We start from the raw sequence: 23,084 nt of genomic DNA on the forward strand, positions 1-23,084 counted from the left end.
AGGGCCCGGAGGGGCAGGCGTGGCTGGCGCGTGCCGAGGCGGAGTGGGCGCGGGCCGTGTCCGGGCCGGACGCGACGGCCTGGGCGAAGGCGGTCGCCGCGTTCGACTTCGGCGACGTGTACGAGCGGGCACGCTGCCAAGTGCGGTTCGCCGAGGCCCTGTTGGCGGCCGACCGGCGCGAGGATGCGGCCGTCGAGGCCCGCGCGGCGAGGGAGACGGCGGCCCGGCTCGGCTGCACGCCGCTGCTGGAGCAGGTGGACGCCCTGATCCGTCGCGGGCGCCTCGCGGACTCCCCGGCCGCCGATACCCGGGCCACGATGCTCACCGCCCGCGAACAGGACGTGCTGCGGCTCCTCGCCCTCGGCCGCAGCAACCGGCAGATCGGTGAGGAGTTGTTCATCAGCGGCAAGACGGCGAGCGTCCACGTCTCCAACATCCTCGCCAAGCTGGGCGCGGCGAGCCGTACGGAGGCGGTGGCCGTCGCCTACCGCGAGGGCCTGATCGCGCCGGTGCCGACCAGCCGCGGGCAGTCCTGAGCCACTGCCCTCACGCGGACAGTCCTGAGCCACTGACCTCGGCTACGGCGTCGCGTCGGTGCCCGGCGGGTCGGCGCAGTCAAGGCTCTGCAGGTCGACGGCGTCGGCCATCGCCCGCATCCCCTTGTCGTTGGGGTGGAGATGGTCGCCGCTGTCGAAGACGGGCAGGATTCGCTCGGGGTCCTGGGGGCTGCGGAGGACACGGTCGAAGTCGGTGACGGCGTCGAACTCCCCGCTGTTCCTGATGAACGCGTTGACCTCATGGCGTACGCCCGCGGTGCCGGCTTCCCATTCGGACCAGCCCTTGAAGGGCAGGACGGTGGCCGCGACGACGCACTTGCCGGCCGCGTGCACGCGCTCGACGATCTCCCGGTAGCCGTCGATCAGGTCCTCGGCGGTGACGCCGGGGTAGGCCTTGATGTCGTTGACGCCCTGGAAGAGGAACACGGTGCGCACACCCGGCTGGGAGAGCACGTCCCGCTCCAGCCGGTTCAGGGCGCTCTGGCCCGGGCCGTCCGTGAGGACCTTGTTGCCGGCCATCCCCGCGTTGGCGACGCCCTTGACGTGGGTGTCCGCCTGTAGGAGGCGGCGGGCGAGGTGGTCGGGCCAGCGGCGGTTGAGGTCGCTGGTCGACTGCCAGCCGTCCGTGATGGAGTCGCCGAGGGTGACGACGGCTCCGGTCCTCGCGGCCGCCCGCACGGAGACCGCGTCGAGGTAGAACCAGGAGCCGATGGCCTGCGTCCAGTGGGTCGCGCTCTCCTCGGCGGTGTGGTCGCCCTGTGTGGCGTAGGACGTCTGCAGGGCCATCCAGTGGCCGGTCGCCGGTCCGGCCGCGTCGGGCGAGTGGAAGCTGATCACCAGGTTGGTCGCGGCGGGCAGGCTGCCGGGCAGCGGATCGCTCAGTACGACCTCTCCGGCGGGGACGGTGACGGAGGGCGAGCCGTCGAAGGTCAGCCGCCGGTTGCTGCCCGGCACCAGTTCGGCGCCTCGCTGCTGGATACCGGCGTAGACGTTGTCGAAGGTCACGGGCCGGTCCCCGAAGGCGTTGGTGAGCCGGATCCGCAAGTCACGGCCCGCGACGCTGGTGTGCACGACGAGCCGGTAGCCGCGGTCGGCGGCGGCGGCTGCGCCCATGCGGTCGGCGCTCGCCGCCCAGGTGATGACGCCCTCGGGGACGTCGTACGCCCGGGCGGACGTGGACCGGCAGGCGGATGACGCCAACAGCACGGCCACCACGCCGCACGCGAGCGCCGAGCGGGCCGTCACCTGGCGGACTCCGCCGCGATCAGGACCTCCCGCGAGGTGCCCGGCCGGGTGGTGGTGAGCAACCTCGCCTCCCAGAACTCGTACTCGCCCTTCACCAGCGGGTTGATCCTCTCCGGACGGGATGACGGTCGGGTGAACTCGTAGTGTTCCCACAGAGCGGACGGGAACCCGCGTGCCCTGGTGCGCGTTCTCCGGACGACCCCCCGGGGTCCAGGACGACGACATCAGGGCGGCACGATGAGCGAGTTGGTCCCCGGCGGCAATGTGCCCCTCCCGAGCGGTGCGGTGACCGTCCGGGTCCCCGGCCCTTTCGACGTGTCCGCGCTCATCACGGACGACGGCGGCAAGGTCCGGGGCGACGACGACTTCGTGTTCTACAACCAGCCGGCCGCTCCGGGCGCCCGGCTGCACGGCGACACCCTGACCGTCGACCCGCCGCGGCTGCGCTCCGGAGCGAGCCGGGTCACGGTGGTCGTCAGCCCCGCCGACCCCGGCACTCCCCTGGGCCGCCTGCCCGCCCCCACGCTCCACGTCACCGGTGCGGGCGGCCGCCCGCTCGCACGGTTCGCGCCGCCCCGCCCCATACAGGAGACCCTGCTGCTGCTCGCGGAGATCTACCGGCGCGGCGACGGCTGGAAACTGCGGGCACTGGGCCAGGGGTACGCCGATGGTCTGGCGGGCCTCGCCCGTGACTTCGGGGTCGACGTCGCCGACGACACGCCGACGCCTCCGGCCTACCCCACGTCGCCCACAGGCCCGGAGCCACCCCTCCCCTCCCCCGACCCGGACGGCTTCCTCGGCCTGGTCAACTCCGCCCGTACCGCGGCCGGTTCACCGCCTGTCGTTCTCGACCCCCGTCTCACGGCCGCGGCCCGCGCCCACGCCTCCGTCATGGCCTCGGCGGGGCGCCTCGGCGTCGAGGGCCCGGACGGCGTCTCCCTCCACCAGCGGGTCACCGCAACCGGATACGCGTACCTCACCGTCGGCGAGCACCTGGTCTCCGGGTCGCGCACGCCCGCGGAGTTCGTCGCGTACTGCCTGCGCACGGACCAGCCCCGCCGCACCCTGCACGACCCGGTCTTCACCCACGCCGGTCTGGCGTACGTCGGTGACGGCCGCTCCGGCGACACGTACTGGACCGCGCTGTGGGCGAGCCCCTTCACGCCCGCCGGTCTGGCGCGGACGCAGGCCGACGTCGTCGACCTCACCAACCGGGAGCGCGCCCGGGCGGGGCTGCGTCCGCTGGCGGTGGATCCGCTGCTCACCGTCGCCGCGCAGGCGCACAGCGCGGACATGGTGGCCCGGGCCTTCTACTCCCACACCTCGCCGGAGGGTTCACAGCCCTGGGACCGGGCGGCCGCCGCGGGCTGCCGACGGCGTTCGATCGGCGAGAACATCGCCTGCGGCCAGCGCTCCCCCGCCGAGGTGGTGGAGGGCTGGATGAACAGCCCGGGCCACCGCGCCAACATCCTCAAGCCGGACTTCACCCACATAGGCATCGGCTTCGAGGGCGGCGGTCCCGCGGGCACGTACTGGACCCAGCTCTTCGGCGCCTGAGAAGGCGCCGAAGGCGGCGACACGACCACGAGCCGCGATCTTGGCGGAGCGCTCCCTTCCGGGACAGGATGCCTCCATGAAGGGTGACCTGTTTTCCAGCGAGCACATGGTGCAGCCGGCCACAGCGCCGGGCATGACGGTCGAGAACTCCAAGTGCATCAGGTACGCGGTGCACGGCGAGATGCTCGCCCGCCAGGGGGCGATGGTCGCCTACCGCGGCAATCTCCAGTTCGAGCGCAAGGGCCAGGGCGTGGGCGGCATGCTCAAACGCGCGGTCACCGGGGAGGGGCTGCCGCTGATGGCGGTGCGCGGGCAGGGCGAGGCCTGGTTCGCGCACGAGGCGCAGAACTGCTTCGTCGTCGAGGTGGACCCCGGCGACGAGTTCACCGTGAACGGCCGCAACGTCCTGTGTTTCGACTCCTCGTTGTCGTATCGGATCTCGACCGTGAAAGGGGCCGGCATGACCGGCGGCGGTCTGTTCAACAGCGTCTTCTCGGGGCACGGCAAGTTGGGGCTGGTGTGCGACGGCACTCCGCTGGTCATCCCGGTCTCGCCGCAGTATCCGGTGTTCGTCGACACGGACGCCGTCGTCGGCTGGACGGCGGGCCTGGACACCTCGCTGCACCGGTCGCAGTCCATCGGGTCGATGCTGCGCGGCGGTTCCGGGGAGGCCGTGCAGCTGATGCTTCAGGGACAGGGCTATGTCGTCGTACGGCCGAGTGAGGCCACGCCGCAGAAGGCCCAGCAGCACTGAGCACTCCCGTGAGGTGATCTGCGCCTCACGGGCAACCCGTTCGGCTCCGCCCGCGTCTTGATCGACAACAGTCCACGCCCCGGCCACTCGATCTCGCCGACCACGCCAAGGTATGGACGGAACCGGCCGCCGGCTGTCTGCTTCCCGCGGCCCGGCGGGTCCTGGAGCGGGTCGGTGACGGGGCCCGGCTGGGTCTCGTGGTCTGCGGGGGCAATGCGACGACCGGTGATGTCATGGCCTGGTCCCAGCGGTTCGGGCTGCGTTGAGCCGGGTCAACTCCGGTCAGTGGATGGACAGTTCTTACTGACTTGTCGTACAGCAAGCGAACAAAAGAAAAGAGGCGCCTTTCCGTTGAGGATTCATTGAACGCACCCCGCCGCGGCCGCCGTACCACTGTGAAAGGTGAGAGCCAGGGGTTCAGCGAGGGATGACCATGGTCAAGGCGCACGTCTCCACACACGAGTTGGTTGCCGGCAGGTACCGGCTCGTGGAGGTCCTCCACCGCGAAACGAACCGCATCTGCTGGTACGGCGAGGACATCCAGGTCGAACGCCCCTGCCTGCTCACCCAGATCGGGCTGCCGGTCGGCCTGGACGAGGAGACCTGCCGCCGGGCCACCGCACGGGTCGTCCGGATGTCGGAGACCATGGGGCTGCTGTGCCCCGGCCGGGTCGCCGTGGTCGTCGACGCCGTCGAGGAGTCCGGCACCCTGTGGACCGTCACCGAGTGCATCGACGGTATCCCGCTGGGCGAACTCATCGCCCGGCAGGGCACGTTCAACTACGTACGGGCGGCCCGCATCGGCCTGGAGCTGCTCGACGTGCTGGAGGCCGCGCACGGCGAGGGCATCACGCACGGCGAGCTCAGCCCGGGTCAGGTGTTCGTGCAGGAGGGCGGCTCCGTCGTGGTCACCGGCTTCGGGCTGGCCGGCGCGACCCTCGCACCCCGGGTCAGCGCACCCTCGTACGCCTCCCCCGAACAGGCCCGCGACGAGCGCATCGGACCGGCCGCCGACCTGTGGGCGCTCGGCGCGATCCTGTACACGATGGTCGAGGGCCGTCCGCCCTTCCGCGACCGGGACCGGCCCGAGACCACCCTGAAGGGAGTGGACCGCCTTCCACTGCGCTCGCCGGTGCGCGCCGGCCCGCTCACCCAGACCTTGCAGGGGCTGCTCCGCAAGAACTCCACAGAACGACTGACCCGCCCCGTGGTCCGCGAGGCGCTTACACGTGTCCTCACCGAGGACCCCGAAGCGGCCACGCCCATGGTGGGCAGGCCCCGGCTGCGCGGCGTGTACGGCGCGGGCCCGGGGTGGAGCAGGCGCACCATGGTCGCCGGCACGGCCCTGGCCGTCGTCACGGTCGCCGTCTCCGTCCTCGCCGTGACCCGGCAGCTGCCGGGCACCGGCACCTCCGCCGGCGAAGCGCCCCAGCCCTCCGTCTCAGCCTCGGCGCCCGACGACGGCACCGACGGACAGCAGCCCTCCCGGCCGCCGGCGACACCCACGCCCACCCCTACGCCGACACCGACACCGACCCCGACGCCCACACCCACACCCACACCCACACCGACGGCGTCCCCCACGGGCACGCCGCTGCCCCCCGGATTCCGCCTCTACCACTCCCCGGAGGGCTTCTCCGTCGCCCTCCCCGAGGGCTGGAAGCCGCAGCGCACGACGCGCGCGTCCGACCTGGCGTACCGCGTCGTCTTCGGCGCGGACGACGACCCGCGCGCACTGGCCGTCACCTACAGCGAACGCGTGGGCCCGGACCCCGTCGCCGTATGGCGCGACGACGTCGAGCCGGGCCTGAAGGAGAAGGCGGGCGACTACCAGCGGATCGGCGACATCCGCGCGACGACCTATCAGGGACGTGAGGCCGCCGACATGGAGTGGCTCGCCGACGTCAACGGCACCCGCCTGCGCACCTTCGGCCGGGGCTTCCTCATCGGGGAGGGCCGCAGCTTCTCGCTGCGCTGGGCGACCCCGGCGGAGGACTGGAACGACGCCGCGAACCAGGAGGCGCTGGACACCTTCCTGAGAACCTTCCGGCAGGCCTCAGACTGAGCCACGGGGAGCCCGCATCGCGTGCAGCGGCCCTCCGTGCAGCGGCTCGGTGCGCCAGCGCGCCGTGAACGTCCGGTCCGTGAGCGAGCACGTCACCACCAGGTGGTGCGGTGTCTCCAGGAAGGCCACGTCGACGACGAGGGTGCCGGCGTCGGCCCATCCCCCGCTCACGGCCGTCGGGACCAGGCCGTCGTCGTGGACGGTCCAGCCGTCCCCGCCGAACCGCAGGGCGAGCCGGTGACCGTCCTCGGTGAGCGCCAGACTCCAGCCGTCGGCATCCGCGCCGACCCCGACCGCCGTCAGCGTCGGCTGGTCCGCGCAGACACCGCCGTACGGCGTGAACTCGGCGCCCGACCAGGCCTCCGGCCGCTCCGGCGGGGCCGGCTTACCGGCGGCCGGCGGCAGCGCGAGCCGCGCCAGCCGCTCCCCCAGTGCCGTGTCGGCGTCCCGCCCACCGGGCAGCGGTCCGGGGCCGAACGCCGGCAGCAGATGCTCCCAGACCAGGTTCAGCAGTTTCTGCATCTCCTCGGTCGCCGCGGTCGTGGCGATCACGGCCTCGTGCTCGGGCAGCACCAGGCAGAACTGGCCGTACGCCCCGTCACCGCGGTAACCGTGCCGGGACCTCCAGAACTGGAAGCCGTAGCCCTGCTGCCAGTCCGACAGCGCGCCCTCGGGCGTCCCGTCGGCGTTCGGCACATGCGCCCGCGTTGCCTCGGCGACCCATCCCTCGGGCAGCAGCCGCTCGCCCTCCCACACCCCGTCCTGGAGATGGAGCAGCCCGAGCCGGGCGATCGCGTCGGTCGTGGCGTGCAGCCCGCTGAAGCCCAGCTCGCGGCCGGTCCGGCCGCGGATCCAGGCGACCTCGCCGATGCCGAGCGGATCCAGCAGCCGGGGCCGCAGATAGTCGGTCAGCGACCGGCCCGTGACGCGCTGGATGATGGCGGCGAGCGTGTACGTGGCGGGCTGGTTGTACGCGAAAACGGTTCCCGGCTCCTGCTCGGGCGGCAGCAGCAGGAATCCGCGTACCGGTTCCTCGCGGTCGATCGCGCGTGCGCGATCGAACGTCTCGGCGTCGTGTCCGCTGGCCATCGACGCCACGTGCCGTACGAGCATCGCGCGGCTGCGCGGGTCGGTGATGTCGGCCTCGAACTCCGGGAAGTACGAGATCACCGGGTCGTCCAGCCGGATCAGTCCCTCGGCGACGGCGAGCCCCGCGGCCGTCGCCGTGAAGCTCTTGCTGAGCGAGTACAGGAGATGTGGCCGTTCCGGGGTGTACGGCGCCCACCACCCGGACGCCACGACCTGACCGTGCCGCAGGATCATCAGGCTGTGCGGTTCGATGTCCGGGGCGGCTTCGAGGGCGTCGAGGAAGGCGTGGACACCCGACGCGTCGACCCCTTGGGCGGCGGGGGTGCTACGGGGCAGCGGACGTTCGCTCATGCCCGCATCCTCTCCCGGCGACCGGGGGGTGATCGAGGGGGATCGAGCGGTTTACCGGGCCGCGTGCGGCCTGTTTTCGCTTCCGCTGACCGGGGACTCAGCCCTTATGGTGCAAATCGGATACACGATGATGACCGAGCAGGCCGGCCCCCGTGAGCTCGTCGACCATCTGGTCCGGGCCGAGGAGGCGGGCTACGACTTCTCGGTGACCTCGGACCACTACTTTCCGTGGCTGCGCTCACAGGGTCACTCGCCGTACGCGTGGAGTGTGCTGGGCGCGGCCGCCCAGGCGACCTCGCGCATCCCGCTGATGACGTACGTGACGTGTCCCACCGTCCGCTATCACCCGGCGGTGGTGGCGCAGAAGGCGGCGACGATGCAGCTGCTGTCGGAAGGCCGGTTCCGGCTGGGGCTCGGCTCGGGCGAGAACCTCAACGAGCACGTGGTGGGCGGCGGTTGGCCGTCCGTGGACGTGCGGCACGAGATGCTCGAGGAGGCGGTGGAGATCATCCGGGCGTTGTTCGAGGGCGGCCATGTGAATCATCGCGGTCCGCACTTCGACGTCGAGTCGGCCCGGCTGTGGGACCTCCCCGACCAGCTGCCGCCGATCGGCATCGCGGTCTCCGGCGAGCAGTCCTGCACTCTGGCGGGCCGGCTGGCAGACCTGGTCATCGCCACCGAGCCCAAGGCGGGGCTGCTCGACGCCTTCGACCGGCACGGCGGCGAGGGCAAACCGCGCGTGGGCCAGCTGCCGGTCTGCTACGACCCCGACCGGGATGCGGCTGTCAAGCGCGCCCACGCGCAGTTCCGCTGGTTCGGCAGCGGCTGGAAGGTCAACTCCGAGTTGCCGCATCCGGACTCCTTCGAGGCGGCCACGCAGTTCGTCACGCCCGACGACGTCGCCGACGCGATCCCCTGCGGCGACGAGCCGGAGGATTTCGTGGAGGCCGTACGGCCTTACGCCGAGGCCGGTTTCACCGAGATCGCCCTCGTGCAGATCGGCGGGGAGTCGCAGCCGGCGTATCTCGACTGGGCGGCGAAGACGCTGCTGCCCGCGCTGCACGACGCCCTCGACTGAGCGGAGCGCGCACCCCACACGGGTGCAATAGGCTTCTGGCCTGCACATTGTGCGGTCCGACCAGCCTGCCCAGGAGAAACACCCGTGACTCTGTCGATCGTCCCGTCCGAGACGTCCCCCGTGCCCCTGTCCGACCTCGTGGCGCGGGACGCGCGCGAGTTCGGGGTCTACGCACGGACCGGAGGATGGGCCTTCGGCCTGATGGTGGCGCGCAGCGTGCGGCCCGGAGGCCAGAGCGCGGGCGAGACGCCGAAGGTGTCGGCGAAGGAGTTCGCCGAACTCGCCGGCTGCTCGCCCGAGCGCGTCATGCGCTACTACAAGGCCTGGGACCGGGCCGCCGACGACGGTCTCGTCCCGCACTTCGAGGCGCTGACGCCAGGTCAGGAGGTGGAGCTGCCGGACGCGGACGTATGGCTCAGCTACTACGTCTCCCGCAACAGCGCCACCTCCGAGCGCGGCACGGCCATCGCCGAGGCCGCCGAGGCCGAGGGCATCCGGCCGACCAAGGCGCTGGAGGTCGCCGAGAACCCCACCGCGCTGCGCGCCGCGATCCTCGCCGACCCCTCCACCGCACGGGCCGCGCGCGGCGCGCTGCTCGACCGGCTCAAGGAAGACCCGGAGCTCCAAGCCGAGTTGGCGCGTGACGTCGTACGCACCGACGACTTGAAGAAGGCCGTCGCCAATGAGAGCCGGGCCGCCGACCGGATCGGATACGTGCGGCAGATCGCCGAGTCGGGCCAGATCAAGACGCCCGCCGGGCAGACCATCGAGGCGCCCGTCGACCTCCGTCAGGAGGCCGAGCGGCATCTGTCGCTGCTGGACGAGCTGGAGGAGGACGAGGACACCGGCGAGTGGGCGACCGAGGCGTACGACACCATGAAGTCGCTCGTCGTCGAGGCGGTGGAGGCCGATCCCGAACTGCGCGTCCAGGAACGGCGGACGAAGTTCTACAGCAGTCTACAGAAGGCCACCAAGGTCTTCGAGGAGCTCACCTTCGACGACGCCCAGGAGTTCTACGAGGACGACATGGTCCAGCGGCTGGAGGAGCTCCAGCAGGCCATCGCCACGTGCATCACGTCGCTGCGCGGGGCGCGGGGGAATCACGCGGCGGGCTGAGCATCTTGTGCACGGGACGGGTACTAGAGGTCTCTACGACTGTTCTCCCCGGAGGCCCCTCTCGTGAACTCCTTCGTGCACAAGTCCCTGGTCGTGCAGCTCCAGGCGGGCACCACGGACCGCTTTCCGGTGCTCGCCCACCTGGGCTACGACGCGGCGGACCCGTTCGCCGTCACCGCGGTGTTCAGCCACGACGGCCGGGTGCTCGCGCGGTGGCGGCTGGACCGGGAGATGCTCAGCGACGGACTGCAGGGACCGGTCGGGTTGGGAGACGTGCGGCTGCGTCCCGTGTCGACGGGCGTGTGGCAGGAGCTGCGCATGGAGTTCCGCGGCGACGTCCGCCCCGACGGGGGCCGCCAGTGTGCCGTGGTGTTCGCCTGGGCCCCGGCGCTCGCGGCCTTCCTGCGGGAGACCCGCGACGTCGTGCCGCCAGGGTGGGAGGAGCTCCGCATCGACGACTTCCTCGCGGAGGTCATCGCCGGGGGCTGACCCGACCGGCGGTTCGACGCCCTCGCCGTCACTTCGACGTGTGGCGGCGCCGCGTCAGCATCGGCACGACGAACCAGCACAGCAGGTACCAGACGACCACTCCCCCGACCAGCCAGGGCACGTACCTGTCATCGGTCGCGACCCTGAGGATCAGCAGGAGCGCGGCCGTCATGGTGGCGAGCAGCAGCACCAGGCCGACGAAGGTCAACCGGGAGGCCCACTCGACCGCCTGCGGTTTGACGCGCCGCCCCACCACCAGGCGGTGCAGGGACACCGGGCCGATCAAGGCGCCGGTCGCGGCGGCACCCAGCACGACTGTCACGATGTAGATGACCTGGTCCGTGTGGGGCAGGTCCTCGTACTTGGGCGTGAACACGACGGTCAGCAGGAAGCCGAACAGGATCTGCACGCCCGTCTGGGCGACCCTGACCTCCTGGATGAGCTCTCCCCACTTCCGGTCGGCTCTCTCCTCCTCGGTCTCGTGGCGCCCCGTGTACCCCGCCTCTGCTCCGCTTCCGGTGCCCGACACGCTTCCTCCTGCCCGGGTGACCCCGTTCTCCTTCTCCGCACCGTGTTCCCTGCTTCGCGCGGAACGGAAGGTCGTGACGGACAGTCGTGACGGACAGGTCGCGACATCGATGGGCACGGCATGTGACGCAACGTGTTTGCGACGCGGGCGAGCGGCAAACCGGATCCCATGACGGAATCGGACAAGGAAACGAACAAGAAGGCAGCAGCCGCCTCGACCGCCGCCTCCAAGGCGCGGCAGAACGCGGACAGGGCGACGGCCCCGGCGGCGGAGACCGCGCGCGCCGCCGCCACGAAGACGGACGACGCGGCCTCGACGGCGAAGGCCGGCGCGCAGCGGGCAGCCGATTCGACGAGCGCGGCCGCGCACACGGCGGCCAAGAGCGTCGAAGCGGGCCGTCAGGCGATCGTGTCGGCCTCGGGTCAGGTCGCGGCCGGCGCGAAGACGGCGTGGACGGTGCTCAGCCACCGCAAGCTGGTCGCCGCGGGGGTCGGAGCGGGCCTGACCGCGCTCGGCGCGGCGTCCTACGCGGCGGGCCGCCGCGCGGAGCGCCACACCCTCGGGCCAGTCACACGGCTCACCGGCGGACGCTTCTGAGGCGCCGACCGTATGGGCGGGCGGCCGTTTCAGCGATCAGCGGAGGGTTACACGAAGCGCGAGAGGTACGGCGTCGACATCCGAGGAGTCCTGTTGACCATGTCCGGCCCCGAGCTCACTGTCACGCTCAGCGGCGGCAGCGCCGACGACGCGCAGAAGGTCGTCCGGGCCCTGGAGCCCGCCTTCGGCCCCGCGGACGACCTGCCCGCCGACGATCACGCCTCCGTCCACACGGCGACGTTCGCCGACGGTACCGCCGACCGGCCCGCCGGGACTGAGCAGGGCCACCTCGGTCACCTGTCCGCTCCGGTGACCGTCACCGTGCAGGGCACGCCGAACGCCGTGGAAGCGGCGAGCGACATGCTGTCCCGCGCTTTCCCCTTGCACGACCAGGGCTCCGCCTCGGGCGACCAGGAGCAGGAGAGGCAGCTGCTCCTGGCGCCGTGAGCGACGCGCCGTGAGCGACACGCCGGGACCTACCAGCGGCCTTCCACCTGGTCCTTGATCCGCCGGTCGTACAGGTCGCCGATCGCGGTGAGCGTCGCCTCCGACAGCTCCGGCAGCCTGGCGGCGGCCGCGTTGGCGCGGGCCTGCTCGGGTGAGCGGGCGCCCGGGATCACGGTGGTCACGCCCGGCTGCTGGATGATCCAGCGCAGGGCCAGCTGGGCCGGGGTGTACCCCTCGGGGGCGAGCGCGGCGAACTCGGCGGCGGCCTCGACGCCCGTCGTGTAGTCCACGCCGGAGAAGGTCTCGCCCACGTCGAAGGACTCGCCGTGCCGGTTGTAGGTGCGGTGGTCGTTCTCCGGGAAGACCGTGTCCTTGGTGTACTTGCCCGACAGCAGGCCGGAGGCCAGCGGGACGCGGGCGATGATGCCGACGCCGGCTTCCCGGGCCGCGGGGAGCACCTCGCGCAGGGGCTTCATGCGGAACGGGTTGAGGATGATCTGTACGCTCGCCACGCCCGGCCGGGCGATCGCGGTCAGCGCCTCCTGGCAGGTCTCCACGCTGACGCCGTAGGCGGCGATCCGCTGCTCCTCGACGAGGGTGTCCAGGGCGTCGAACACCTCGTCCGTGGAGTACACCGGCGTCGGCGGGCAGTGCAGCTGGACGAGGTCGACGCGGTCGACGCCGAGGTTGCGCCGGGAACGGTCGTTCCAGGCCCGGAAGTTGTCCAGGACGTAGTTCTCCGGGATCTGGTCGACCCGGCGGCCCATCTTCGTCGCGACCAGCACATGCAGGTCGGGCCGACCGCCCAGGAAGGCGGCGATGGTCTGTTCGCTGCGCCCGTCGCCGTACACGTCGGCCGTGTCGAAGAAGGTGACCCCCGACTCGGCCGCGGCCTCCAGCACCGCCAGGGCTTCCTTGTCGTCGACGTCTCCCCAGTCGGCGCCCAGTTGCCAGGTGCCGAGTCCGACGACGGATGCGTGCTGTTGCGACCTACCGAATGTGCGCTCGTCCATGGCGTCAGTCTGTCATCCGTCACCTGCCCACGCGGAACCGGCCGCTCCGGCCGGTCACCCGCATATCTTTCACTCACACGAGTGATGAGGCGCCATGGAAGGCATGCACTTGTCAATCTCTGCCTAGCGTGGGCCCGTGACCGAGCGCTCAGCATGCAACCTCCCGCAGGGAGACCCTTCCTGGACCCGTCGCGGCTTCCTCCGTTCCGCCGCCGCCCTGGCCGCCGTACCCGTCCTGGTGGCGGCGGATCCGGCGGTCGCGGCCGAGGAACTGCCGGACTTCCCGGCGGGTGTCGCCCTGTACCGCTCGGCGTACCGGAACTGGGTCGGCGAGATCACCGCCGACGGGCTGTGGGCCTGTGCGCCGGCCAGCCCCGACCAGGTGGTCGCCGTCGTCAACTGGGCCTGGCGGCACGGCTGGACGGTACGCGCCCGAGGCTCTTCGCACGGCTGGTCGCCGCTGACGATCACCGAGGGGACTGAGTCGGACGCGCGTGTCCTTCTCGTCGACACCGCCTCCCACCTCACCGGGCTGTCCCTGGAGTCCGCCTCCTCCGTCCGCGCCGGCACCGGCGTCACCCTGGAGGCACTGCTCACCTACCTGGAGGAGCACGGCCTCGGTGTCACCGCCGCGCCCGCTCCCGGCGTCCTCACACTCGGCGGCGCGCTGGCCATCGACGCGCACGGCACCGCCGTACCGGCGCGGGGCGAACAGCGGCTGCCCGGGCACACGTACGGCTCGCTCAGCAATCTCCTGCTGTCGCTGACCGCGGTCGTCTGGGACGAGGACAGCGGCGCCTATGTGCTGCGGACCTACCGTCGCGACGAGGCGGACTGCGCCGCGCTCCTCACCCACCTCGGCCGGGCCCTGGTCACCGAGGTCGTGCTGCGGGTGGGCGCGAACACGAATCTGCGGTGCGTGAGCCGTACGGACATTCCGGCCGGCGAGCTCTTCGCGGCCCCCGGCGGTGCCGGACGGACGTTCGCGAGCTTTCTGGAGCGGTCCGGGCGCGTGGAGGCGATCTGGTTCGCGTTCACGGAGTTTCCGTGGCTGAAGGTGTGGAGCGTGTCGCCCACGCGACCGCTCACCTCGCGGCAGGTGACGTCGCCGTACAACTACCCGTTCTCCGACAACGTCCCGACCCCGGTGGCGGACCTGGCCGGGCGGATGGTCTCGGGCGCGGCCTGGTACCTGGCGCCGGTGCTGGGCACCGCGCAGTACGAGGCAGCGGCGCTCGGGCTCGTGGCGACGCTGTCCGCCGACATCTGGGGGCCTTCCAAGAACACCCTGCTCTACCTGAAGCCCACTACGCTCAGGATCGCCACGAACGGCTACGCCGTCCTCACGACCCGGGACCAAGTGCAGCGTGTCGTCGCCGAGTTCACCTCCTTCTACCGGGAGCGGCAGACGGTGTACGCGGCGCTGGGCCGCTTCCCGGTGAACGGCTCGGTGGAGATCCGGGTGACAGGCCTGGACGACCCCGCCGACGCCGAACTGGACGGCGCCCGCACCCCGCTGCTGTCGGCGCTGCGGCCGAGCGGCGAACACCCCGAGTGGGACACGGCCGTCTGGCTGAACGTCCTGACGCTGCCCGGGACGCCGCACGCGGAAGCCTTCCTGCGCGAGCTCGAGCGGTTCCTGCTGCGTTCGTACGACGGCGGACATGCCCTCACCCGGGTCGAGTGGTCCAAGGGCTGGGCGTACACGGGCGAGGAGGTGTGGAGCGACGAGGAGGTGCTGGGCACGTCCGTACCCGCCTCATACGGCGAGACCGTGCGGGGGGAGGCGGCCGGCGTCCTGGACCGGCTCGACCCGCACGGCGTCTACGGCAACGCCTTCCTGGACCGGTTGTTCCGTTGACGCGCCGGACGCGGCCGGGACGGCCGGGCAATGCACGCCGGTCGCCGGTTTGCTCCGCAGGTCACGCGGTACCCGCGCCGGACGACGCCCGATGCGTCCCATGAATGAGTCCCATGACGACGAAGAAGGGAGCGACCCGTGTCGAAGGTCGAGGAATCCATCGAGGTCGGCGTTCCGGTGCACACGGCGTACAACCAGTGGACGCAGTTCGAGGCGTTCCCGGAGTTCATGAACGGGGTGGAGCGCATCGAGCAGCGCTCCGACACGCTCACGCACTGGGTGACCAGCGTCAACGGCGTGCACAGGGAGTTCGACGCCGAGATCACGGAGCAGATCCCGGACGAGCGGGTCGCGTGGACGACGGTCGCCGGGGAGGCCCGGCAGGCGGGTGTGGTCACCTTCCACCGGCTCGACGACGACCACACCAAGGTGATGCTGCAGATGGACTTCCATCCGGACGGCGTCACCGACACCGTCGGCGACAAGCTGGGCTTCGTGAAGCGGCAGACCAAGGGTGACCTGGAGCGCTTCAAGCAGTTCATCGAGGAGCGCGGCCAGGAGACCGGCGGCTGGCGCGGCGCGGTCGTCTGACCCGGCGCCCGCCCCGCTCGGGTAGGCCCTAACCGGCCGCTTCCGTACGGCACTCCGGGTGCCCCCAGCCCTGGGCGTTCTTGGCGATGGGCTCGCCGGCCGCGTAGGACCGTCCGCACAGACAGCGGCCGGGGAACTTCGCCTTGATCGTCCGTGCCGAACCGCCGCGCCCGGCCGACGCCTTGGTCCCGCTGCCGGCCCGGCCCCGCGCGGCACGAGCCGGTACGTCCGGTGCGGGCGGCGGCTCCGGCGAACCGAGGCCGCTGCCCGCGGGCTCCTGGACACTCGCCGCCTGGCTGGCGGCACGGTCGGCGAAGTCGTTGAGCTTGTCGCCGTCGACCTGGTGGGCCGGCACGTAGCGGAACTCGACCGACCGGCCGTCGAGCAGTTCGTCGATGCGTACGACCAGGTCCTGGTTGGCGACCGGCTTGCCGGCGGACGTCTTCCAGCCGTTGCGCTTCCAGCCGGGCAGCCAGGTGGTGACGGCCTTCATGGCGTACTGCGAGTCCATCCGGACCTCGAGCGGCACGTCCGGGTCGGTCGCCGCCAACAGGCGTTCCAACGCGGTCAGTTCCGCCACGTTGTTGGTGGCCTTGCCGAGCGGCCCCGCCTCCCAGCGGACCGGGGTCTCCGACTCGTCGGCGACGACCCAGGCCCAGCCCGCCGGTCCGGGGTTTCCCTTCGAAGCGCCGTCGCACGCGGCCACCACACGTTCATGCATGGACCCGATCATGCCACGGCCGGACAGGGCACTCGGCACAGCCGTCAGGTCACCTCGGTGACCTGCGGCATCTCGCCCTCGGTCGTCGTGACGTCGATCACCGAGAAGCTGGCGCCCTGCGGGTCGCTGAGGGCCGCGAACCGGCCGAACGGGGTGTTCATCGGTCCGAACCTGAGGACGCCGCCCAGCTTGGTGGCCCGGGCGACGGCGTCGTCGCAGTTGTCGACGGTGAAGTAGACGTTGATGTACGGCGGCACCTCGGGCGGGAACTCGTCCGTCATCTTCATGCGGCCGAGGACCATGTTGCCCTCGACCTCGAACAGGCGGAAGTCCATCGTCTCGTCCTGCATCTGCTTCGCCGAGTACGGGAAGACGGCCGGGAAGAACGCGTCCGACTTCTCGGGCTCACGGGTGAAGATCTCGGCCCAGCAGAACGCGCCGGGCTGCTCGGGCGGCGCCTCGAACCCCTCGTGGGTGCCGGCCTGCCACACGCCGAAGACGACGCCGCTGGGGTCGCGGCCCAGGCACATGGTGCCGAAGTCGCCCACCTGCATCGGCTCCATCAGTACCTCACCGCCGTTGTCCCGGATCTTGCCGGCGGTGGCCGCGGCGTCCGCGGCGGCGAAGTACAGGCACCACTGCGACTGCCCCTCCTGGCCGGGCATCGGCGGTACGACGGCGGCGACGGCCTTGCCGTCCGCGTAGGCCTGCGTGTAGTTGCCGTACTCCGACGACGCCTCGCCGAAGGTCCAGCCCAGGACGTCGCCGTAGAAGCTCTTGGCTCCCTCGACGTCCGTGAACATCGCGTCGGCCCAACAGGGGGTTCCCTCAGGTTGTACGGCCATGGCTGTGGCCCTCTCCCGATCGGTGGCTGGTCCGTTTCCTCACGCTAGCCATCGATGCGCCCGGCCGCGCGTCGAATGGTCGGGTCCGTTTCAGACTGGACAGCAGAGGTCTGCTTTCGACGGGATTTCCGGCAGGAGCCTCGGCGGGACGGGGTGCGGTATGGCGGACGGAATGATGGGCGCGTGGTCCGTGGTGGCGCCGGGGCCGGTCGAGGACGGCTCCCTCCAGTTCGTCGGGAAGCCGGTGCCGGCGCCCGGGCACGACGAGCTGCTGCTGCGGGTGCGCGCCTGCGGGGTGTGCCGTACGGATCTGCATGTCGCCGAGGGCGACCTGCCGGTGCACCGGCCGGGTGTGACGCCCGGGCACGAGGTGGTCGGGGAGGTGGCGGGCCTCGGGGCGGCGGTGCGCGGCTTCGTGCCCGGCGACCGGGTGGGCGTGGCGTGGCTGCGCCGCACCGATGGCACGTGCGGCTACTGCCGACGCGGGGCGGAGAACCTGTGTCCGGCCTCCCGGTACACGGGCTGGGACGCGGACGGCGGTTACGCGCAGTACACGACCGTCCCGGCCGCGTTCGCCTACCGGCTGCCCGACGGTCTCGACGACGTGACCGCCGCGCCGCTGCTGTGCGCGGGCATCATCGGTCACCGCGCGCTGCGTCGGGCGGCGCCCCCGCCGGGCGGACGGTTGGGGCTGTACGGCTTCGGGGGCAGCGCCCACCTGTGTGCGCAGGTCGCGCTGGCAGAGGGCGTCACCGTGCACGTCATGACGCGCGGCGCCGACGCGCGGCGGCTGGCGCTCGCCCTGGGAGCCGCCTCCGCGCAGGACGCGTACACCCCGCCGCCCGAGCCGCTGGACAGCGCGATCCTGTTCGCGCCGGTCGGCGAGCTGGTCCCGGTCGCGCTGCGGGCCCTGGACCGGGGCGGGATCCTGGCGGTCGCCGGTATCCATCTGAGCGACATCCCGCCGCTGCGCTACGAGAGCGACCTGTTCTACGAGAAGGAGCTGCGCAGCGTCACCTCCAGCACGCGTGCGGACGGCCGCGAGTTCCTGGCCCTCGCCGCCCGTTACGGTGTGCGCGCCACCACGCACACCTATCCGCTGTCCCGGGCCGACCAGGCCCTCATGGACCTCAAGGCCGGCCGCTTCGACGGGGCGGCGGTGCTGGTCGACGACCTGCCCTGAACGGGCTCGTCGGCGGGGAGCACGCACCGGCTCCGCCAAGCAGGCGGAGTTGCGCGTACGGCAGCCGTGGCCGACGCGTGTCTTCCCCCTGGTGCCCCGCTGTGCTTGCCTGGGGAACCGTTTCGGGCGCCGGGGCGGGAGTGGTCGCATGCGGAGAGCGTGGGTCGTGGGCGTGCTGCTGGCCGGTGTGCTGCTCGGGGCGTGCGGGGATCCCTCGTCCGGTCCGGAGGGCGCGCCGCCCTCCCCCGACGTACCGGCCTCGTCGGCCACCACCGAGCACCGGCGGCCGGCCGCCTCCCCGCGGGCGTCGGCGAAGGCGCCCGGCGCACCGGCCAAGACACCGACCGTGCTCTATCTCGGCGACTCGCTGGCGATGGAGAACCAGCGGGTGCTCGGCGCGGAACTGCGCCGCGACCTGCGGGCGCGGTACACCAGCGCCCCCTATTCGGGCACCACGTTGTGCGACTACCTGGAGGGCACCGGGGCGAAGTCGCTCGTACCGGACCGGGACAAGGCGGCCGCCCTGGTGCGGTCGCTGCACCCGGACTACGTGGTCCTGCAGTTCTGGGGCAACGCGTGGGGCTACACCTGGTGCATGGACGGCATCACCCACGCCGACTCGCCCACCGAGTACTTCGAGCGGTACGCCGCCGACGCCCGGCAGCTCACGGAACAGATCGCCGCGGCCGGCGGTGACCGGCGTCCGCGGATCGTCTGGGTGTCGCAGGGCCCGGACCCGATCACCCCCGACCGGGTCCGGCGCGTGAACGGGCTCTACGGGGAGCGGGCGGCCGCCTCGGGCGACCTCGTCGCCGACGCGGGAAGGACGGTGAGTGCCGCCGGAGCCCGCTACACCTGGGTCCAGCACCTTCCGTGCACCGACTACGAGCACGAGCACCCCGACTACTGCACCCAGCCGGACCGGGACCGCACCGCCCTCCACCTCGACGACGACTACCTGCACTTCTGCCTGGCGCCCACGACGTCCACGCCGAAGCCCTGCCCGGTGCGCTCCCCGGGGATCCTGCGGATCGCACGGGAGATCACGCGGGTGATCGGCGAGGATCTGTAGCGTCGGCCGCCCTGGTGCGGGCGGCCGGCACAGCGTGGCTCACTCGCCCGCGGCCGCCTTCTCCAGGGCGGCGATGTCGATCTTGCCCATCGCCATCATGGCCTTCATCGCGCGGGCCGCCGTCTCCGGGTCGGGGTCGGTGGTCAGCTCCATGAGGCGGTCGGGGACGACCTGCCAGGACAAGCCGTACTTGTCCTTCAGCCAGCCGCAGGGGCCGGGCTCGCCGCCGCCCTCGGTGAGCTTGGTCCAGTAGTAGTCGACCTCTTCCTGGTCCGCGCAGGCGATCATGAAGGAGATCGCCTCGGTGAACTTGAACTCCGGGCCGCCGTTCAGGGCCAGGAACCGCTGGCCGTTGGCCGTGAACTCGACGGTCATCACGGAACCGGCGGGACGTGGGCCGGCCTCGGTGTAGCGGGAGACCTTCCCGACGGTGGAGTTCTTGAAGACCGAGACGTAGTAGTGGGCTGCTTCCTCGGCCTGGTCGTCGAACCAGAGACACGTGGTGAATCCGTCGGTGGCCATGAGTACCTCCTGGGGTGTGGAACGCGGTCATCTGTATCGACCGATCCTCGCCGCGGAACTCATCGGTCGGACCGCCGATTAATCCAGATGGCCGATACACGGGCCGGAACTAGCATGCGGACCATGACCTCTTCGCCCACGGACACGGTCCGGCCCTTCCGCCTCGACATCCCGCAGAGCGACCTCGACGACCTGTACGACCGCCTCGACCGCACCCGTTGGCCGGACAACCTGTCCGGCACGGGCTGGGCATACGGCGTACCGGCGGACTACCTGCGGGAGCTCGTGGGGTACTGGCGGCACTCCTACGACTGGCGGGCGGCCGAGGTGCTGCTGAACGAGTGGCCGCAGTTCACGACCACTATTGACGGGGCGAACGTGCACTTCGCCCACATCCGCTCCCCCGAGCCCGACGCCACCCCGCTGATCATCACGCACGGCTGGCCGGGGTCGATCGTCGAGTTCCTCGACATCGTCGGGCCGCTGACCGACCCGGCCGCCCACGGCGGCGATCCGGCCGACGCCTTCCACGTCGTCGTACCGAGCATTCCCGGGTTCGGCCTGTCCGGGCCGGCTCCGGACACAGGCTGGGAGGGGGGCCGGGTCGCGGACGCGTGGGCCGAGTTGATGCGGCGGCTCGGCTACGAACGGTTCGGGGCGCAGGGCGGCGACTGGGGAGCGGCCATCACCCGCGAGCTGGGCCGGGCCCATCCCGATCGGGTCATCGGCGTCCATCTCAATCTGCTGCCGGGCGCACAAGCGGCCACCGAGCCGACACCGGAGGAGCTGGCGGCACTCGGCCCCGAGGAGCGGGAGCGCACGATCGCCTCCTGGCGCCGGTGGAGCGAGTATCTGCGCGAGGGCACCGGATACGCCGTGCAGCAGTCCACCCGGCCGCAGACCCTGGCGTACGCGCTCAACGACTCGCCCGTCGGTCAACTCGCCTGGATCGTCGAGAAGTTCCGTGAGTGGACGGACTCCGAGGAGCTGCCCGAGGAGGCCGTGGACCGGGACCGGCTGCTCACCAACGTGATGCTGTACTGGCTGACCCGCACCGCCGGTTCGGCCGCCCGGATCTATTACGAGCGGGCTCACGCCACGGGACGGGCCGCGCGGCCGACCGAGCCGTCGACCGCGCCGACCGCGCTCGCCCTCTTCGCGGCCGAGCCGCAGATTCCGCTGCGGTACAAGGCGGAGCGCACCGAGAACATCGTGCGGTGGACGGAGTTCGACCGGGGCGGCCACTTCGCGGCGATGGAGGAGCCGGACCTGCTGGTCGGGGACGTACAGGCGTTCTTCCGGCAGCTGCGCGAGAAGTGAACCGTTGAAGTCCCTCTGCCCGTAGCGAATCTGCTGCGGGCCTAGAAATCCCCGGCAGGGGCGGTCCCCGGCCCAGAGTGGAGATCACGGCGACGCGCACCGCGTCCCGACCATCCTCGACGACTCGACGCCTTGTCATCGGTCGTCATCGGTCGTCATAGCTCGTCATAAGGAGTGCCGATGTCTCCATTCACCGCCGGCCCGGGGCCGGCCCTGCTGCCGCGGGCGGAGGAGGGTGACACCCCTCCGACCCGGTTCGACGACCATCTCGCCGCCCAACTGCTCGGGCAGCGCATCGTCTTCCTGGGCACCCAGGTCGACGAGGTCTCCGCGAACCGGGTCTGCGCCCAGCTGCTGATCCTGTCCGCGGAGGACCCGCGCACCGACATCAGCCTGTACATCAACAGTCCCGGTGGTTCGGTCCACGCCGGCCTGGCCATCTACGACACGATGCGGCTGATCCCGAACGACGTCGCGACGCTCGCCATGGGCTTCGCGGCCAGCATGGGACAGTTCCTGCTCAGCGTCGGCGCGCCCGGCAAACGCTACTCGTTGCCGAACGCGCGGATCATGATGCACCAGCCGTCGGCAGGGATCGGCGGCACCACCGCGGACATCGAGATCCAGGCGGAGAACCTGGAGCAACTTAAGCGGACCATCGAGCGGATCACCGCCGAGCACACCGGGCAGAGCCCGGAGACCATCTCCCGGGACGGCGACCGCGACCGCTGGTTCACCGCCGAGGAGGCCAGGGAGTACGGCATGGTGGACCGGGTCGTCGAGTCGCTCGCCGACGTCCGCCCGGCCGCCTCGAAGCGACGGATGGGGCTGTGACATGGGGACCTACACGATTCCGAACGTCGTCGAGCGGACCCCGCAGGGCGAGCGGTCGTACGACGTCTACAGCCGGCTGCTGGCCGAGCGGATCATCTTCCTCGGCACCGAGATCGACGACGGCGTCGCCAACGTCGTCATCGCGCAACTCCTCCATCTGGAGTCGTCGGCCCCGGAGAACGAGATCGCGATCTACATCAACTCCCCCGGCGGCTCGTTCACTTCGCTGATGGCGATCTACGACACGATGACCTACGTGCAGGCGCCGATCTCGACCGTCTGCGTCGGCCAGGCGGCCTCCACTGCGGCTGTCCTGCTGGCCGGAGGGGATCCCGGGCGGCGGGTCGTGCTGGAGCACGCGCGGGTGCTGCTCGGGCAACCGGCCACCAGCGGCAGTCGGGGCACGGTCTCCGATCTCGCCCTGCAGGCCAAGGAGATGGTGCGGATCCGCTCCCAGGTCGAGGAGGTGCTCGCGCGGCACACACACCACGACATCACGACGCTGCGCGCGGACATGGACCGCGACAAGGTGTTCACCGCCGAGGAGGCGGTGGCGTACGGGCTGGCCGACGAAGTGCTCAGCCGGCGCCCCGTGGCGGTCTGAGACGCCGGCCGACGCCGACGGGTCAGGCGGCCAGGCAGAGCCCGTTGTAGGGCGCGGTGGACGGGCCGCGGCTCCTGCCGGAGTGGCGGGTGAGCTCGCCCTGCGCCAGCGACAGCAGGTCGCCGAGGCCCAGGCCGAGGGCGTGGGCGGCGGCCGCGAGGACCTCCGAGGAGGCCTCCTTGCGGCCGCGCTCCACCTCCGAGAGGTACGGCATGGAGATCCGGGCCGCGTCGGCGACGTCCTTGAGCGTGCGCTCCTGGGCGAGGCGTTCGCGCCGCAGGACGTCACCGATGAGGTCCCGCCAGAGGGGTTCCTTCGGCGCGCGGAGGGCTTGGGGAGCGGGGGCCGACGGCATCGCGCGGGGCGGCGACGCGGCGGGGCGTTCGGACGCTGGGCGGGCGGTCCCGGGGCGGCCGGCAGGCGGGCGCAGGGGGATGACGCGGGCTTCGTTCGGCGCTTGGTTGCTCACCTCTTCAGACTAATTTCTCTGAACCGAAGGGGAAGGGACCGGCATTCCGCCCTGGGTGGAATCACGATCGCTGGAGGTGGCTCCCGGCACCGGCCAACTCACCGTTGCGTCAGCCGAATTCTGGTGCCGGATCACGGCGTTGGAGCTGTGAGCCGCCACTCATTTCCCCTCCTCG

24 protein-coding genes and 1 pseudogene are annotated in these 23,084 nt (G+C 71.5%); 17 read left to right on the top strand and 8 right to left on the bottom strand.

Annotation, left to right across the window (positions count from 1 at the left end):
• Nucleotides 1-536: response regulator transcription factor (locus CLM62_RS47940; RefSeq protein WP_143659306.1), on the top strand; the 536-nt coding region annotated here is incomplete at its 5' end.
• A gap of 42 nt (nucleotides 537-578) precedes the next feature.
• Here CLM62_RS47940 and CLM62_RS47945 read toward each other — a convergent pair.
• Nucleotides 579-1,802, bottom strand: a complete 1,224-nt coding sequence (locus tag CLM62_RS47945) for an SGNH/GDSL hydrolase family protein (RefSeq protein WP_095756217.1) — start codon at nucleotides 1,800-1,802, stop codon at nucleotides 579-581.
• 237 nt (nucleotides 1,803-2,039) lie between these two features.
• Between CLM62_RS47945 and CLM62_RS47950 the strand changes: the two genes are divergently transcribed.
• The 4 genes and pseudogenes from CLM62_RS47950 (at nucleotide 2,040) to CLM62_RS47965 (ending at nucleotide 6,178) form a co-directional block, all read left to right on the top strand.
• Nucleotides 2,040-3,359 carry a CAP domain-containing protein gene (locus CLM62_RS47950; RefSeq protein WP_095756218.1) on the top strand — a complete coding sequence of 440 codons (1,320 nt, stop codon included), beginning with the start codon at nucleotides 2,040-2,042 and terminating at the stop codon, nucleotides 3,357-3,359.
• A 76-nt stretch (nucleotides 3,360-3,435) separates the two neighbouring features.
• Nucleotides 3,436-4,113: an AIM24 family protein gene (locus tag CLM62_RS47955; RefSeq protein ID WP_095756219.1), complete on the top strand. Its 678-nt coding sequence runs from the start codon at nucleotides 3,436-3,438 to the stop codon at nucleotides 4,111-4,113.
• Between the two features lie 86 nt (nucleotides 4,114-4,199).
• Nucleotides 4,200-4,379: pseudogene (locus CLM62_RS52590) on the top strand (threonine/serine dehydratase); the annotation flags it as partial.
• 161 nt (nucleotides 4,380-4,540) lie between these two features.
• Nucleotides 4,541-6,178: a protein kinase gene (locus tag CLM62_RS47965; RefSeq protein ID WP_095756220.1), complete on the top strand. Its 1,638-nt coding sequence runs from the start codon at nucleotides 4,541-4,543 to the stop codon at nucleotides 6,176-6,178.
• On the opposite strand, the gene CLM62_RS47970 is transcribed toward CLM62_RS47965, so the two are convergent.
• Entirely contained in the window at nucleotides 6,170-7,618 is a 1,449-nt protein-coding gene (locus tag CLM62_RS47970) for a serine hydrolase (RefSeq protein WP_095756221.1), read from the bottom strand. The genes CLM62_RS47965 and CLM62_RS47970 overlap by 9 nt on opposite strands.
• 106 nt (nucleotides 7,619-7,724) lie before the next feature.
• Here CLM62_RS47970 and CLM62_RS47975 point away from each other — a divergent pair, with 106 nt between their 5' ends.
• From CLM62_RS47975 to CLM62_RS47985, 3 genes are all read left to right on the top strand, one after another.
• The gene (locus CLM62_RS47975; protein WP_095756222.1) at nucleotides 7,725-8,696 is read left to right on the top strand and encodes an LLM class F420-dependent oxidoreductase; all 972 of its coding nucleotides are present in this window, start codon (nucleotides 7,725-7,727) and stop codon (nucleotides 8,694-8,696) included.
• A gap of 84 nt (nucleotides 8,697-8,780) precedes the next feature.
• Nucleotides 8,781-9,812: a hypothetical protein gene (locus tag CLM62_RS47980; RefSeq protein WP_095756223.1), complete on the top strand. Its 1,032-nt coding sequence runs from the start codon at nucleotides 8,781-8,783 to the stop codon at nucleotides 9,810-9,812.
• A 63-nt stretch (nucleotides 9,813-9,875) separates the two neighbouring features.
• Nucleotides 9,876-10,301 carry an SsgA family sporulation/cell division regulator gene (locus tag CLM62_RS47985; RefSeq protein ID WP_095756224.1) on the top strand — a complete coding sequence of 142 codons (426 nt, stop codon included), beginning with the start codon at nucleotides 9,876-9,878 and terminating at the stop codon, nucleotides 10,299-10,301.
• A gap of 28 nt (nucleotides 10,302-10,329) precedes the next feature.
• Here CLM62_RS47985 and CLM62_RS47990 read toward each other — a convergent pair whose 3' ends face one another.
• A complete protein-coding gene (locus CLM62_RS47990) occupies nucleotides 10,330-10,830 on the bottom strand; it encodes a DUF6328 family protein (protein WP_095756225.1) in 501 nt (166 codons plus the stop codon).
• 168 nt (nucleotides 10,831-10,998) lie between these two features.
• On the opposite strand from CLM62_RS47990, the gene CLM62_RS47995 reads away from it, so the two are divergent.
• Nucleotides 10,999-11,427 carry a hypothetical protein gene (locus CLM62_RS47995; protein WP_095756226.1) on the top strand — a complete coding sequence of 143 codons (429 nt, stop codon included), beginning with the start codon at nucleotides 10,999-11,001 and terminating at the stop codon, nucleotides 11,425-11,427.
• A gap of 99 nt (nucleotides 11,428-11,526) precedes the next feature.
• On the top strand, nucleotides 11,527-11,874 hold the full coding sequence (locus CLM62_RS48000) for a hypothetical protein (RefSeq protein WP_095756227.1): 348 nt from the start codon (nucleotides 11,527-11,529) through the stop codon (nucleotides 11,872-11,874).
• 29 nt (nucleotides 11,875-11,903) lie between these two features.
• Here the strand turns inward: CLM62_RS48000 and CLM62_RS48005 are convergent, their stop codons facing one another.
• A complete protein-coding gene (locus CLM62_RS48005) occupies nucleotides 11,904-12,887 on the bottom strand; it encodes an aldo/keto reductase (RefSeq protein WP_095756228.1) in 984 nt (327 codons plus the stop codon).
• 136 nt (nucleotides 12,888-13,023) lie between these two features.
• On the opposite strand from CLM62_RS48005, the gene CLM62_RS48010 reads away from it, so the two are divergent.
• Nucleotides 13,024-14,748, top strand: coding sequence for a cholesterol oxidase substrate-binding domain-containing protein (locus tag CLM62_RS48010; RefSeq protein WP_095756229.1), 1,725 nt, complete (start codon nucleotides 13,024-13,026; stop codon nucleotides 14,746-14,748).
• Nucleotides 14,749-14,886: 138 nt separating this feature from the next.
• The gene (locus CLM62_RS48015) at nucleotides 14,887-15,339 is read left to right on the top strand and encodes an SRPBCC family protein (RefSeq protein ID WP_095756230.1); all 453 of its coding nucleotides are present in this window, start codon (nucleotides 14,887-14,889) and stop codon (nucleotides 15,337-15,339) included.
• A gap of 28 nt (nucleotides 15,340-15,367) precedes the next feature.
• Here the strand turns inward: CLM62_RS48015 and CLM62_RS48020 are convergent, their stop codons facing one another.
• Nucleotides 15,368-16,072, bottom strand: coding sequence for a ribonuclease H (locus CLM62_RS48020; protein ID WP_095756289.1), 705 nt, complete (start codon nucleotides 16,070-16,072; stop codon nucleotides 15,368-15,370).
• A gap of 32 nt (nucleotides 16,073-16,104) precedes the next feature.
• Nucleotides 16,105-16,905 carry a VOC family protein gene (locus CLM62_RS48025; protein ID WP_095756231.1) on the bottom strand — a complete coding sequence of 267 codons (801 nt, stop codon included), beginning with the start codon at nucleotides 16,903-16,905 and terminating at the stop codon, nucleotides 16,105-16,107.
• 175 nt (nucleotides 16,906-17,080) lie between these two features.
• On the opposite strand from CLM62_RS48025, the gene CLM62_RS48030 reads away from it, so the two are divergent.
• Nucleotides 17,081-18,088: a zinc-binding alcohol dehydrogenase family protein gene (locus CLM62_RS48030; protein WP_179382544.1), complete on the top strand. Its 1,008-nt coding sequence runs from the start codon at nucleotides 17,081-17,083 to the stop codon at nucleotides 18,086-18,088.
• Between the two features lie 148 nt (nucleotides 18,089-18,236).
• Entirely contained in the window at nucleotides 18,237-19,160 is a 924-nt protein-coding gene (locus CLM62_RS48035; protein WP_095756233.1) for a hypothetical protein, read from the top strand.
• A 39-nt stretch (nucleotides 19,161-19,199) separates the two neighbouring features.
• Here the strand turns inward: CLM62_RS48035 and CLM62_RS48040 are convergent, their stop codons facing one another.
• A complete protein-coding gene (locus CLM62_RS48040) occupies nucleotides 19,200-19,682 on the bottom strand; it encodes a VOC family protein (RefSeq protein WP_095756234.1) in 483 nt (160 codons plus the stop codon).
• A 123-nt stretch (nucleotides 19,683-19,805) separates the two neighbouring features.
• Here CLM62_RS48040 and CLM62_RS48045 point away from each other — a divergent pair, with 123 nt between their 5' ends.
• The 3 genes from CLM62_RS48045 to CLM62_RS48055 all read left to right on the top strand — a co-directional run bounded on the left by CLM62_RS48045 (nucleotide 19,806) and on the right by CLM62_RS48055 (nucleotide 22,440).
• A complete protein-coding gene (locus CLM62_RS48045) occupies nucleotides 19,806-21,002 on the top strand; it encodes an epoxide hydrolase family protein (RefSeq protein WP_095756290.1) in 1,197 nt (398 codons plus the stop codon).
• Nucleotides 21,003-21,182: 180 nt separating this feature from the next.
• Nucleotides 21,183-21,836: an ATP-dependent Clp protease proteolytic subunit gene (locus CLM62_RS48050; protein WP_095756235.1), complete on the top strand. Its 654-nt coding sequence runs from the start codon at nucleotides 21,183-21,185 to the stop codon at nucleotides 21,834-21,836.
• A gap of 1 nt (nucleotide 21,837) precedes the next feature.
• Nucleotides 21,838-22,440: a ClpP family protease gene (locus tag CLM62_RS48055; protein WP_095756236.1), complete on the top strand. Its 603-nt coding sequence runs from the start codon at nucleotides 21,838-21,840 to the stop codon at nucleotides 22,438-22,440.
• Between the two features lie 22 nt (nucleotides 22,441-22,462).
• On the opposite strand, the gene CLM62_RS48060 is transcribed toward CLM62_RS48055, so the two are convergent.
• Complete coding sequence (locus CLM62_RS48060; RefSeq protein WP_095756237.1) at nucleotides 22,463-22,909, bottom strand: helix-turn-helix domain-containing protein; 447 nt, start codon at nucleotides 22,907-22,909, stop codon at nucleotides 22,463-22,465.
• Between the last annotated feature and the right edge of the window lie 175 nt (nucleotides 22,910-23,084).

The sequence above is a fragment of the Streptomyces sp. SA15 genome (genome assembly GCF_002291145.1).
GTDB lineage: Bacteria > Actinomycetota > Actinomycetes > Streptomycetales > Streptomycetaceae > Streptomyces.

Bases quoted from the DNA above. Each gene is read 5' to 3' on its own strand.
- CLM62_RS48025 (WP_095756231.1), bottom strand. From the start codon at position 16,905: ATGGCCGTACAACCTGAGGGAACCCCCTGTTGGGCCGACGCGATGTTC.
- CLM62_RS47955 (WP_095756219.1), top strand. From the start codon at position 3,436: ATGAAGGGTGACCTGTTTTCCAGCGAGCACATGGTGCAGCCGGCCACA.
- CLM62_RS47975 (WP_095756222.1), top strand. From the start codon at position 7,725: ATGGTGCAAATCGGATACACGATGATGACCGAGCAGGCCGGCCCCCGT.
- CLM62_RS47995 (WP_095756226.1), top strand. From the start codon at position 10,999: ATGACGGAATCGGACAAGGAAACGAACAAGAAGGCAGCAGCCGCCTCG.
- CLM62_RS48020 (WP_095756289.1), bottom strand. From the start codon at position 16,072: ATGATCGGGTCCATGCATGAACGTGTGGTGGCCGCGTGCGACGGCGCT.
- CLM62_RS48000 (WP_095756227.1), top strand. From the start codon at position 11,527: ATGTCCGGCCCCGAGCTCACTGTCACGCTCAGCGGCGGCAGCGCCGAC.
- CLM62_RS48035 (WP_095756233.1), top strand. From the start codon at position 18,237: ATGCGGAGAGCGTGGGTCGTGGGCGTGCTGCTGGCCGGTGTGCTGCTC.
- CLM62_RS48005 (WP_095756228.1), bottom strand. From the start codon at position 12,887: ATGGACGAGCGCACATTCGGTAGGTCGCAACAGCACGCATCCGTCGTC.
- CLM62_RS48045 (WP_095756290.1), top strand. From the start codon at position 19,806: ATGACCTCTTCGCCCACGGACACGGTCCGGCCCTTCCGCCTCGACATC.
- CLM62_RS48030 (WP_179382544.1), top strand. From the start codon at position 17,081: ATGGGCGCGTGGTCCGTGGTGGCGCCGGGGCCGGTCGAGGACGGCTCC.
- CLM62_RS48040 (WP_095756234.1), bottom strand. From the start codon at position 19,682: ATGGCCACCGACGGATTCACCACGTGTCTCTGGTTCGACGACCAGGCC.
- CLM62_RS47965 (WP_095756220.1), top strand. From the start codon at position 4,541: ATGACCATGGTCAAGGCGCACGTCTCCACACACGAGTTGGTTGCCGGC.
- CLM62_RS48055 (WP_095756236.1), top strand. From the start codon at position 21,838: ATGGGGACCTACACGATTCCGAACGTCGTCGAGCGGACCCCGCAGGGC.
- CLM62_RS47950 (WP_095756218.1), top strand. From the start codon at position 2,040: ATGAGCGAGTTGGTCCCCGGCGGCAATGTGCCCCTCCCGAGCGGTGCG.
- CLM62_RS47970 (WP_095756221.1), bottom strand. From the start codon at position 7,618: ATGAGCGAACGTCCGCTGCCCCGTAGCACCCCCGCCGCCCAAGGGGTC.
- CLM62_RS48050 (WP_095756235.1), top strand. From the start codon at position 21,183: ATGTCTCCATTCACCGCCGGCCCGGGGCCGGCCCTGCTGCCGCGGGCG.